The 11,638-nt window shown below is 71.9% G+C and carries 10 protein-coding genes; 2 read left to right on the top strand and 8 right to left on the bottom strand.

Translation table 11 applies throughout. From position 1 onward, the window contains the following. Window positions 1–92: 92 nt before the first annotated feature. The 6 genes from efeB to OG710_RS13390 form a co-directional block, all read right to left on the bottom strand. Window positions 93–1,388 carry an iron uptake transporter deferrochelatase/peroxidase subunit gene (gene efeB, locus OG710_RS13415; RefSeq protein WP_330239550.1) on the bottom strand — a complete coding sequence of 432 codons (1,296 nt, stop codon included), beginning with the start codon at window positions 1,386–1,388 and terminating at the stop codon, window positions 93–95. Window positions 1,389–1,396: 8 nt separating this feature from the next. Beyond that, the gene (locus tag OG710_RS13410) at window positions 1,397–3,385 is read right to left on the bottom strand and encodes a copper resistance CopC/CopD family protein (protein ID WP_330239549.1); all 1,989 of its coding nucleotides are present in this window, start codon (window positions 3,383–3,385) and stop codon (window positions 1,397–1,399) included. 13 nt (window positions 3,386–3,398) lie between these two features. After that, a complete protein-coding gene (locus OG710_RS13405; protein WP_330239548.1) occupies window positions 3,399–3,848 on the bottom strand; it encodes a copper chaperone PCu(A)C in 450 nt (149 codons plus the stop codon). Continuing rightward, window positions 3,845–4,498 carry an SCO family protein gene (locus OG710_RS13400; protein WP_330239547.1) on the bottom strand — a complete coding sequence of 218 codons (654 nt, stop codon included), beginning with the start codon at window positions 4,496–4,498 and terminating at the stop codon, window positions 3,845–3,847. The genes OG710_RS13405 and OG710_RS13400 overlap by 4 nt, the downstream gene beginning before the upstream one ends. A gap of 69 nt (window positions 4,499–4,567) precedes the next feature. Further along, entirely contained in the window at window positions 4,568–5,308 is a 741-nt protein-coding gene (locus OG710_RS13395) for a YcnI family copper-binding membrane protein (RefSeq protein WP_330239546.1), read from the bottom strand. Between the two features lie 161 nt (window positions 5,309–5,469). Continuing rightward, complete coding sequence (locus OG710_RS13390) at window positions 5,470–6,279, bottom strand: hypothetical protein (RefSeq protein WP_330239545.1); 810 nt, start codon at window positions 6,277–6,279, stop codon at window positions 5,470–5,472. Between the two features lie 268 nt (window positions 6,280–6,547). Between OG710_RS13390 and OG710_RS13385 the strand changes: the two genes are divergently transcribed. Beyond that, window positions 6,548–7,108 (top strand): ATP-binding protein, encoded by a 561-nt coding sequence (locus OG710_RS13385; RefSeq protein WP_330239544.1) that lies wholly within the window; start codon window positions 6,548–6,550, stop codon window positions 7,106–7,108. Window positions 7,109–7,144: 36 nt separating this feature from the next. Here the strand turns inward: OG710_RS13385 and OG710_RS13380 are convergent, their stop codons facing one another. Both OG710_RS13380 and OG710_RS13375 read right to left on the bottom strand, forming a co-directional pair. Next, entirely contained in the window at window positions 7,145–8,605 is a 1,461-nt protein-coding gene (locus tag OG710_RS13380) for an aminopeptidase P family protein (RefSeq protein ID WP_330239543.1), read from the bottom strand. 110 nt (window positions 8,606–8,715) lie between these two features. After that, on the bottom strand, window positions 8,716–10,062 hold the full coding sequence (locus tag OG710_RS13375) for a PP2C family protein-serine/threonine phosphatase (protein WP_330239542.1): 1,347 nt from the start codon (window positions 10,060–10,062) through the stop codon (window positions 8,716–8,718). Between the two features lie 620 nt (window positions 10,063–10,682). Between OG710_RS13375 and OG710_RS13370 the strand changes: the two genes are divergently transcribed. Beyond that, entirely contained in the window at window positions 10,683–11,402 is a 720-nt protein-coding gene (locus tag OG710_RS13370) for a bifunctional DNA primase/polymerase (RefSeq protein WP_330239541.1), read from the top strand. Window positions 11,403–11,638: the final 236 nt, after the last annotated feature.

Genomic DNA, 11,638 nt, shown 5'->3' with positions numbered 1-11,638 from the left:
ATGCGCGGTGCGGGCCCGGAAGGCCCGGATGGCCGGGCTCCAGGGCCCAACTCCCGCAGGTGTCGAAGCTTCCCCTGCCGGCTCCCCGGCACTCAGGCCTCCAGCAGGCGCTGTCCCACGTACTCCCCGGCAGCGGCTCCGCCCGGTACGGCGAACAGCCCGCTCGCCTCATGGCGCAGGAACGGCGTGAGCGCGTCCCCGCGGTCCAGCTTGCGCTGCACGGTGACGAAGCCGCGCAGCGGGTCGGCCTGCCAGCAGATGAACAGCAGCCCGGCGTCCGGAGTGCCGTCCGCCGAGACGCCGTCGTGGTACGAGAACGGGCGGCGCAGCATCGCCGCTCCGCTGTTGCGCTCCGGCGAGGAGATCCGCGCGTGCGCGTTCTCCGGGATCAGCGGCTTGCCGTCCGGGCCCACCTTGTCCAGGTCCATCGGGGTGGTCTCGGTGCCGCCGCTGAGCGGGGCGCCGTCCGCCTTGCGCCGGCCGATGACCCGTTCCTGTTGCTCCACCGGAAGCTTCTCCCAGTCGTCGAGCAGCATCCTGATCCGCCGCACCACCGCGTACGAGCCGCCGGTGAGCCAGTCGTACGCCGCGTTCTGGCCGCCGGGCACGAAGACGCGCCGGTCGAAGTCGGCGTCCGTGGGCTTTGGGTTGCCGGTGCCGTCCACCTGCCCCATCAGATTGCGGGCGGTCATCGGCTTCGCGGTGGCGCCGGGCGTGCGGTTGAAGCCGTTCATCTGCCAGCGCACGGTGGCCGTCGAGGCGGCCTCCTTCTGGACGGCCCGCAGGGCGTGGAAGGCGACGAGCGCGTCGTCGGCGCCGATCTGGACCCACAGATCGCCGTTGGACCGGTCTGCGTCGAGGTGGTCGGAGGAGAACGGCGGCAGCGGGTCGAGCCCCGGCGGGCGGTGCGCGGTGAGGCCCGTGCGTTCGAAGAAGCCGTAGCCGAATCCGAAGGTGACGGTCAGTGAGGACGGGCCCGCGTCCAGCGCGACCCCGGTGTCGTGGCCGGGGCCGTCCGCCGCCCCCTCGGCGGGCTCGCCGGCCATCAGCCGCCGCGCGACCGCGGACCAGCGGCGCATCAGGGCGGCGGCTTCCTTGCGTCCCGCGCCGGGGGCGAGGTCGAAGGCGACCAGATGCCCCCGTGCCTGAAGCGGAGTGGTGATCCCCGGTTGATGTTTCCCGTGAAACATCACCTCGGTGGAGCCGACTGCGGTCAGCGCGGTCGGGGCGTCGTCGCGGGTGGCGGCGTAGCCGGTGGCGCCGCCGGCCGCTCCGAGCACCAGCCCGGTCGCCCCGGCCGCGCCCGCCGTGCCGAGCAGCCGCCGCCGGGTGAGCGCGGGGGGCGCGCCGGTGTCGTTGCTGGTGCCGCGTGTGCTGTTTCGGTTCACGGTCCTGCTCAGCCGATCTTCGCGTTCTCGTTGACCGTTGCCTGGTCGATGTCCGAAGTCCGCACGGTCACCGAGACCGTCCAGTCGCCGGCGATCGGCAGCTGGAGGCCGGTGGCGGTCCAGTGGCCCTCGGCCAGCTTGGCCGGGACGGCCGGGAGGGGGCCGATGTCCTTCGACTCCAGGGTGAAGGCGAGCTTCACCTCGGGGACGTCCATGGGCTTCTTGGCGGGGTCGTCGATCCACAGGTGGATCACGTTGGCTCCGGTGCGACCCGGATCGATGTCCAGCCGTACCGTGCCCTTGCCGTTCTCGCCGCCCGTGTCGAACGGCAGGGTGAGGCTGACGGGGCCGCTCTGCACGGGCGCGGCCGCTGCCGGCGACGACGAGCGGGCCGCCTCTTCCTCCGTACGGCCGGGCTCGGTGGAGGTGAGGAAGGTGGTCACGGCCAGCAGGGCCACGGCGACGCCGACCTCGGCCAGCACGGAGCGGCGCAGCCCCGAGCGTCCGGGGTCGGCGTCGCGTATGCGCTTCTTCTCGGCGGTGGCCACGGCGGCCCGCTGCCGGGCGAGCTGAGCGGCCCGTACGGGGTCCTGGGAGGCGGTGTCCGCCTCGCTCCGGGCGGCGCTCTCGGCGGCGTCCTCATCGGTGTCCACCGCGTCGTCGGGGTCTGCCGCCGCGTCGGTCCCGGCTGCCGCGCCGGCCTCCGCCTCGTCCGTCGCGGTGCCTGCGGCCAGTCGGCCCGTCCAGCGGCGCGACATGGACGCGATGCCCACCAGGACGGCGACCAGCCCCACCTTGACGAGGAGGAGCTGCCCGTAATCCGTACCGGTCAGCGCCGACCACGTGCCGACCTGCCGCCACGACTGGTAGAGGCCGGTCGAGGCGAGGACGACCACGCTGACGAGGGCGATCGTGGAGAAGCGCCGCACGGCGGAGGGGGGCAGGTCGGGCGTGCGGTACAGCGCGGTCAGCAGGGCCGCGAGTCCCCCCAGCCAGGCGGCGACGGCCAGCAGATGGAGTATGTCGACGGGCATCGCGATGCCGGGCTGGATGCCGGTGGACGCGTGCTCGGCCAGGGCCCAGGTGCCGGCGATACCGGTGGCGATGACCGCGCCCCCGAGGGCCAGGCCGAAGGTGAGGTCCTTCTTCTCGCGGGGGTCCTCGCGCTTGGCGTACGCGCCGAACAACACCGCGACGAACAGCGCGCTCGCGCCGAGCAGCAGCAGCCGGGAGACCAGCGCCGCGCCGGGCTTGGTGTCGAGAACCGCCTTGAGGCCGTTGAGGTCGAAGACGTCCCCCAGCTTCCCGGAACCGGTGTACGGGTTGCGCAGGAGGAGCATCGCGATCGTCGCCGCGGTGAGCGTCAGCCAGCCGCGTACGACCAGCCGCTGCAAGGGGCGTGCGCCCGCGCCGCGCCGCCAGCAGGCGAGGACGAACGCGGCGCCGCCCGCGAGCAGGATGAACCCGGCGTACGCGGCGTAGCGCGCGATGTCGTAGAGGGCGCCGACCAGGCCGCCCCCGGCCTCGCTGCGGGAGAGGGAGACGGTGGTCTCGGAGGGGGCGCCGATGGAGAAGGTGAAGGCGCCGGAGACCGGGTGGCTGTCGGCGGAGACCGCCTGCCAGGCCACGGTGTACGTGCCCTCGGGCAGGTCGTCGCGCAGGGCGACGCCGTACTTCACGGTGGACCCGCTGTTCAGGTCGAGCGGGTCGGCCTGGGTGTCGGCGCGTTCGCCGGACGGGTCCAGGACGCGGATGGAGTCCTTTCCGACGGCGACCTGCTCGGAGAAGGTGAGGGTGACTTCCTTGGGCGCGGTGGCGACCACCGACCCGTCCTGCGGATCGCTCCCGGTGAGCGCGGCGTGGGCCGACGCGGGGGCCGCGGTGGCCAGCAGCAGACCGAGCACCGCGCCGAGCAGCACGGTGAGGAGTCCTGCGACGGCGAGCGGCCGTCGCGGGGCGGCCGGGAACGGCCCGAAGGGCGGGGCGGTGGCTGTCATGGCGGTCAGTCCCTCACTGCTTCTTCGGGTTGTGGGTGGTCTCCTTCACGGGAAGGTCGACCTCGATCGCGCCGGCCTTCTCGAAGTGCAGTTCCACGGATACCTTCTGGCCCTGCTTGGGCTGCCGCTTGAGCTTCATGAACATGATGTGGTTGCCCCCGCGTTCGAGGTTCAGCTCGCCGCCCGCGGGCACGTCGAACGAGGCCACCTTGCGCATGACCTGGTCCCTCGTCTCGTGGATCGTGATGTCGTCCGAGAGCGGGCTGGTGACCGAGGTGAGGCGGTCGTCCCCGGTGCCGTGGTTCTGCACGACGAGGAAGCCGGCCGCCATGTCGTTGACGGGCTGCGGCATGAACCCGCCGATGACCTGGAGGTCCGGGGTGTCCGACGAGGACGAGCACCCCGCCAGCGCGAGGCCCGTGGTCAGGGCCAGAACGCCGGCGAGGGCCGTGCGGCGGTTCACGGGTTCTCCCCCTTGACGATCTTGGGGAGGTCCTTGGTGTAGTCGTCGGGCGTGGTGTCCTCGCTGTAGACCAGGTATCCCTTGTCGGTCTTCGGGGAGAACGCGATGACCTGCGAGCCGTGCATGGAGACGACCGTGCCGTCCTTCTCCTTCTTCGGCGCGTCGATACCGATGCCGATCTGCCGGGCGCCCGCCTGGATCGTCGGGAAGTCGCCGGTGAGGCCGACGAAGGAGGGGTCCTGCGCCTTGAGCCAGCTGCCGAGCGAGGCGGGGGTGTCGCGTTCCGGGTCGGTGGTGACGAAGACGACCCGGAGATCGTCCTGGTCGGCCTTGGGCAGGGCCTTCTTGGCGATGGCGATGTTGCTCATGATGAGCGGGCAGACGTCGGGGCAGTTGGTGTAGCCGAAGTAGATGAGCGTCGGCTTGCCCTTGGTCTCCTTGCGCAGGTCGTACTTCTTGCCGTGCGTGTCGGTCAGCACGAGGTCCGGCTTGGTGAACGGCGTGTCGAGCACCGTCGCCGCCTGCGTCTTCTCCTCCACCGACACTTCGGCGATGGGCTTCTTGCTGTCGTTGTCACTGCTGCCGCAGGCCGACAGGGTGAGCGCGGCCGCGATGACGAGCGCCGCGGCCGGCACGATCTTCTTAACCATGGAGCACTGTTTCCTGGTGGGTCGGTGGAGCGGGTGGGGCCGGGCGGTGTCCCGGCCCCCTGGAGCCGGTCAGGTCGTACGACGGCGCCCGGCCAGGACACCGAAGGCCACACCGGCGACACCGATGACGATGCCGACGATGCCGAGCACTCGTGCGGTGTTGTCCTCGGAGGACGCCGAGGCGGTGGCGGTCTCCTTGCCCTTCTCGGCGGAGTCCGAGGCGTCCGAGGACTTCGACGAGTCCGAGCCGGACGCGGCGGAGGCGCCGTGCCCGTCACCGGCCGGGGCGGTCAGCTTGAGCACGGGGGCGGGGGAGTCGGGCTCGTCGGCACCCTCCTGGGGCACCTCGATCCAGCGGACGACCTCCTTGTTGGAGTACGTCTGGATGGCCTTGAACACCAGCTGGTCGGCGTCCTCGGGGAGCTGGCCGACGGAGAGCGGGAACTGCTGGAAGCGGCCGGGCTCGATCTTGCCGCCGGTCCAGGTGACCTTGGAGACGGCCTCGTTGATCGTCTTGCCGTGCATCTCCAGCGGCTCGGCCAGCTTGCTCTTCGTCACCTCGATGTCCCAGCCGGGCACCGGCTGCGGCATCACGGACGCCAGCGGGTGGTCGGTCGGGAAGTTGACCTCGAGCTTGGTGGTCGAGGCGTTGTCACGCTCGTTGGGGACCTTGAAGTTGATGACGGCGTAGCCGCCCTTGGCGGCCTCGCCCTGCGGCTGGACGCTGACGTGGGCGGAGGCCGTACCGGCGAGCATCAGCACGGTGGTCGCGGCGACGCCGCCGGCGAGGGCGATGCGGGAAACGTTCATGGGGGATCACTCCACAGAGGCGCGAGGGAAGGGTGCTCCGGAGCGCGGGTGCGCACCGGCATCGCGACACCGCCTCCGTACGGGCGTGCTCCGCGCCCGGTCCCGCTCGCGCCGAAGGGCGCGGAGCACGGGCCGGTACGCATCGCGTGGAGGGCGTCGCGTCAGGCTGCGAGAGCGAGTACGGAGGGCGGTCCGCGCCTGATCACCATGTGCTGGAGGGTGTCCCCGGTGGCCGGGCACGGTGCGTCCGCGGCCGTACGGGGGATGCGCGGCCCGGTAGCGGACTCGCCGGACAGACCGGAGCGCAGCGCGGCGACGAGGCGGAACGCGTTCCGCAGTGCCCGCAGCCGGGCCCCGGCCGCGAGCTGCTGCGCGCCGTGGGCCGAGAGCCGGGCGATGCGGAACAGGGCGACCTCGCCGCGCCGCAGCAGCCACCCGGTGGCCAGGGCGGCCAGCAGGTGCCCGAGCAGCATGGGCAGGCCGGGCAGCGTGCCGGTGAGGGCGGACATGGTGCCGGAGGGTGCCGCGGCCAGGTGCTGGTGCGCCTGGGCGGTCACCGTCGCCGGGTCGATGCCCGCGGTGCTCACGATGTCCCGCGCGTCGGCGGCGTTCAGCTGGGCGGGACCGGCCCCGCACACGATGCTCGCCGCGAACCGGATCAGCGCGTCGTCGCCGGCGGCGGGCCCGGTCGCGGCGGTGGCGGTGTGCGTGCCCACCCCGAACACGACGTGCAGGGCGAGCTGTCCGCCGGCCAGGGCGGCGGCGATGGAGGGCAGGGAGCGTTCGCGCCCCGCGAGGGGGACGGCCACCGCGAGAACACCGAGGAACGCGGCGAGCAGGGTCCACCAGGGGACGGTCGCGCAGGCGGCCAGCGCATGCCCGGCAGCGGACAACGCGACGCAGACCGCGGCGAACACCGCGGCCCTCAGTAGCCGCAGACCGGCTCCGGCGCGTCCCACAGACACAGACATGGCGGCCCCATCATCGCACCCGGCCCCCCGCCCCCGTACGGCAGGTCCGGAAGGTCGTCTTCCGGGCGGATTGGTGCGAGCGGGGCTGTTCGGACGGGTTCAGGAGGGGCGAGGGCGGTCCGGAAAGGGGCTGGTGGGACGCGATTACACCGAAGTGGCGCATCCGGCCATCCGCTGAATGAGTGGTCTCGGGGCGGGCGCGTGCTTACGACCGCCCCGGCGCGGCAATACGTATCGGTATGTCTAGCCGCAACCAGGAGGCCGGAGCATGAGCATCTGGTGGTCACTCCAATTGCGGCGCGACGCTGCGAGCGTCCCGCTCGCCCGCCGGTTCCTGCTCGGCACGATGGAATCCGCGGGCGTGGACCCGGACATCTCCTTCGACCTGTCTCTCGCGCTCAGCGAAGCCTGTGCGAACGCGGTCGAGCACGGCGGGGAGCGCGACGACGCCTCCGGCGCTTCCGGGAGGGACCGGGACGCCTGGGAGGAGCCGTCCGCCACGACCAGCGGCCAGTACCGGGTCACCGCGTATCTGGACGGCGAGAAGTGCCGTATCGAAGTCGCCGATTCGGGGCCCGGATTCCCCGCACACACCGGGCCGCACACCTCCGGGCCGCACACCTCCGGGCGGCAGCCCGGGAGCGGACTGCCGGATTCGCAGTACGCGTCGCATCCGCCCGTCACCGCCGAGGAGGGACGGGGCCTGTGCCTGATCGAACAGCTCGCCGACCATGTGCACTTCGGCAACCGCCCGGGGCGCGCCGGCGCGGTGGTGAGCTTCGACAAGGTCCTGAAATGGCGGGAGGGCGCCCTGCTCATGGTGTCCTGAGCAGGGCGCCCTCCCGTACCTACGGCAGGCCGGTGATCAGCCCTTGAGGCCGGCCATCCACGCCTCGATCTCGTCGGCGCGCCGGGGCAGCCTGTCCGACAGGTTCCGGTTGCCGTCCTCGGTGACGAGGATGTCGTCCTCGATCCGGACGCCGATGCCGCGGTACTCCTCCGGCACGGTCAGGTCGTCGGCCTGGAAGTAGAGACCGGGCTCTACGGTGAGGCACACGCCCGGCTCCAGCGTGCCGTTCACGTACGCCTCGGTGCGCGCGGCGGCGCAGTCGTGGACGTCCATGCCGAGCATGTGGCCGGTGCCGTGCAGGGTCCAGCGGCGCTGGAGGCCCAGCTCCAGGACCTTCTCCACCGACAGGTCGCCGAGCAGGCCCCACTCGACGAGCTTCTCGGCGAGCACCCGCTGCGCGGCGTCGTGGAAGTCCCGGAACTCGGCGCCGGGCTTCACCGCGGCGATACCCGCCTCCTGGGCCTCGTACACCGCGTCGTAGATCTTGCGCTGGAGCGGTGTGAACGTGCCGCTGATGGGAAGCGTGCGGGTCACGTCGGCGGTGTAGAGGTCGTTGGTCTCCACCCCGGCGTCGAGCAGCAGCAGTTCGCCCGAGCGGACGGCGCCGTCGTTGCGCACCCAGTGCAGGGTGGTCGCGTGCGGGCCGGCGGCGCAGATCGAGCCGTACCCGATGTCGTTGCCCTCGATGCGGGCGCGGAGGAAGAACGTTCCCTCGATGTAGCGCTCGCTGGTGGCCTCGGCCTTGTCGAGGACCTTGACGACGTCCTCGAAGCCGCGCGCGGTGATGTCGCACGCCTTGGCCAGTTCGGCGATCTCGAAGGCGTCCTTCACCAGGCGGGCCTCGGAGAGGTAGACGCGCAGTTCCTCGTCGCGCTCCGCGGTGACCTTGTCGGTGAGCGCGGCCTCGATGCCGGCGTCGTGGCCGCGGACGTTGCGGACGGGGCCGGTGGCCTCGGCGAGTGCGGCGGGCAGCTCGCGGACGTCCTTGGCGGGGATGCCCAGCAGCTGCTCGGCCTCGGCGAGGGCGTGCCGGCGGCCGACCCACAGCTCGCCCTGGCCGTCGAGCCAGAACTCGCCGTTCTCCCGGTTCGAGCGGGGCAGCAGGTAGATCGTCGCCTCGTGGCCGCCGTCGACCGGCTCCAGGACGAGGACGCCGTCCTGGGTCTGGTCGCCGGTGAGGTACGCGTACTCGGTGGAGGCGCGGAAGGCGTAGTCGGTGTCATTGGAACGGGTCTTCAGCCGGCCGGCCGGAACGACCAGCCGCTCGCCGGGGAAGCGCGCGGAGAGCGCGGCACGGCGGTCGGCGGTGTGCCCGGCCTGGGGGATCGGCTCCAGACCGTGCAGTTCGGTGTCGGCCCAGCCCGACTTCATGCTGGCGGCGAGCTCATCGGAGACGCCCGGATACAGGCCGTTCTTCCGCTGCTTGACGGGCTCTGTCTCTTCGGTCTCCGGGGTCTCCGGGAACTCCTCAGACACAACTGTTCTCCTTGATACGACACTGGACCATCTCCATCGTACGGGCGTACGGAAGGGGGCCCAGGGCCGGAAGACCTCTTACATCGCGAGCGGTCCGCGTGCGCTGCGGCTCAGTCGAACCGGGCCGCGAGTACGACCACGTCCTCGGTGCCGTCCGCGCGCCCGGCGCCCTCCGGCAGCACGGTGCGCACCACGTGGTCGGCCACCGCGGCGGCGTCCGGGCGCAGCGCCCTCGGGACGCTCGCCGCCGCCGCGTGGAGCCGCGCGTACGCCCGGTCCATCGAGTCACCGGCCCGGCGCAGCAGCCCGTCCGTGTACAGCAGAACCGTCTCGCCAGGTGCGGGGGCGATGGTGACACTGGGCGCCTCCCAGCAGGACAGCATGCCCAGCGGGGCGGACAGCGTGGTCTCCACGTACGAGGTGCGGCGCTCGCCGATGATCAGCGGCGGGGTGTGTCCGGCCCCGGCCAGCAGGATCTTGCGGCGGGCCGGTTCGCAGTAGGCGAAGAGCGCGGTCGCCGAGGGGGCCGGTTCGGTGAGCCGGAGCAGCACTTCGAGGTCGGAGAGCACGGCGACCGGGTCCTCGCCCTCCATCACCGCGTACGCGCGCAGCCCGGCGCGCAGCCGTCCCGTCGCGGCCAGGGCGCTGGGCCCCGAGCCGCCCACCGATCCCACGGCGAGCCCGAGGGCGCCCTCCGGCAGGGCGAGCGCGTCGTACCAGTCGTTGCCGCCCTGCGGGGCCACCTCGTGGCGTACGGCGAGCTGGACGCCGGGGACGCGGGGCAGCCGGGTGGGCAGGAGCTCTTCGGTCACGGTGGCGACATCCGTCCTGGCCCGTTCCAGTTCCAGCAGGCGGGCCAGGTGCTCGCAGGCGTATCCGGCGTACCGGTCGACGAGGTGGCGCAGGTGCTCGGGCGGTTCCGCCGGTTCGTCGTAGAGCCAGACGGCGGCGCCGAGCAGTCCGGTCGTGTCGGTGGTGAGGGGCAGCGCGTAGCTGGCGGCGTAGCCGAGGTCGGCGGCGACCTCGCGTCTGCGGGGGTCGAGGCCGCGGTCGCCGATCAGATCGGTGGTGGTCAGCGGGCCGTCCGGGTTGGGCAGGCCCTCCAGGACGCGGCCGTAGGAGGTGGCGCTGCGCGGCACGGTTTCGATCCGGCCCAGTTCGGCGTGGGCGAGCCCGAGGCCGATGGTGCTGACGGGGCCCCGGTGGTCGCAGGGTTCGAAGGAGACCAGGCCCCGGCGGGCGCCGACGAGGGCGGCTCCGGCTTCGAGGAACTCGTGCAGCGCGTCGTCGAGGGTGCTGGTTCTGGCCAGCCGCTCGGTGAGCTCGTGGAGCGTGGTGAGATCGGAGACCCAGCCGGCCAGCCGGTCCTGGAGGAAGGCGCCGGGCGCCGCGCGGGCCTCATCGATGGGCTCGGTAGTTTGCGCCGAAACCTGGACTGTGGGATCGATACCAGCCATTCTTGGCAGGTGCGGTGCGCTCATGGTCGTCGGCTTTCCGAGCGGTGCGTTCCGTCGAATAGCATCGCAAACCCCCATGTCATTTTGCGCCGCTACCAGTGCATCCACATGTACACGTACAAGTGAGGCGATGTCCAGCATTGTCCCCCCGGAAAACGCGGTGTCCATGCGTTAAGCAACTTGGCCAAAAAGAGCACCCCGTGATGCCCATTGGCGATCGACTGGGTGCGTTCGACGGGAGTGCGTCTCCGGGGGAAGTCCCAGGGGAGCGTCATTCCGGACATGCTGGGTACGTAATTCTTTGGATGGCCGGGGGCGGCCCCGCACGACCCCGGAACCCCACAGCGTGCCCGGACGTCCTCCCTTTGAGACGGCCGCGCCCCGCCCCCGAGTGGCGAGGCCGTACGCACGGACGGCAGACGCGCCGTGCGCTTCGTATCTCGTCACGATGACGACGGCAAGCAGCTCGATCCGGCTCAGCACAGCTCACGCTCGGTACCGACGAGCAGCACGTACCGCAGGCTCGACGAGCACGTACACCCAGAAGATCCGCAGGCATGGTGTCACCGCGCACGATGTGAGGCGGACCCTTGGCGTTCAACGGAAAGGAACGAGCGCTTATGCGCGAGATCCTCGGAAGGCGACGCAGGCTCGGCCGCAGGGGCGGGTCCGCCCGGCTCGACGCGGCCCTGACCTGCGCCACGGAGTGGCAGTGGCCCGTGGTCCCCGGAGCGGGGCTGCGAGGAGCCGGCGGACGCGGTGACCGCGGCTGCGCCTGCCCCGATCCCGAGTGCGCGGTGCCCGGCGCGCATCCCTTCGATCCCGGACTGCTCGCCGCGACCACCGATGCCCGGATGGTGCGCTGGTGGTGGACGAACCGGCCCGCCGCGCCGGTGCTGCTCGCCACGGGCGGGCGGGCGCCGTGCGCCCTGAGCCTGCCGGCGGCCGCCGGGGCCGGTGCCCTGGCCGCGCTCGACCGGGCGGGCCTGCGGCCGGGGCCCGTGGTGGCGACGCCCACCCGGTGGGCGCTGCTGGTCGCCCCGTACACGCTGGAACGGCTCGGTGAGCTGCTGTACGCCCAGGACTGGGTGCCCAGTTCGCTGCGGTTCCACGGCGAGGGCGGTTACGTGGTCCTCCCGCCGTCGGAGATCGGTACGGGACAGGTGTGCTGGGAGCGTGCGCCGGAGCGCGCTACGGGGCCGCGCCCCAAGCGCGCCTCCTCCTCCGGCGCCGCCACCTCCGGCGGGGTGCCCTGGCTGCCCGATGTGGGGGCCGTGCTGGACGCACTGGTCGAGGCGAGCGCGAGTGCTCCGGACGGTGGCAGCAGACTCGCGTACTGAACGGTTGGCAGCGTGGTTGGCCAGATTCTGATGCGTTCTTGTTCCTTTAGGTTCCATTCATTACGGAGTTCTTTCGCTTCCTTGTCCGATCTCCGGTGAAACCCTTACGTTCGTCCCTGTCCCCTTCTGCCCCTCTTCGCGATTTCCGGGTAAACGGCGGGACCGCGAGCACGTCATCCGTTTGTTCCGCAGTGCGGTATGAGCACGAATTCGAGGCGTCGCGAAACCGGGCGACT

Source organism: Streptomyces sp. NBC_00525, from assembly GCF_036346595.1.
Taxonomy (GTDB): domain Bacteria; phylum Actinomycetota; class Actinomycetes; order Streptomycetales; family Streptomycetaceae; genus Streptomyces.
This window is presented reverse-complemented; position numbering and strand designations above follow the sequence as displayed.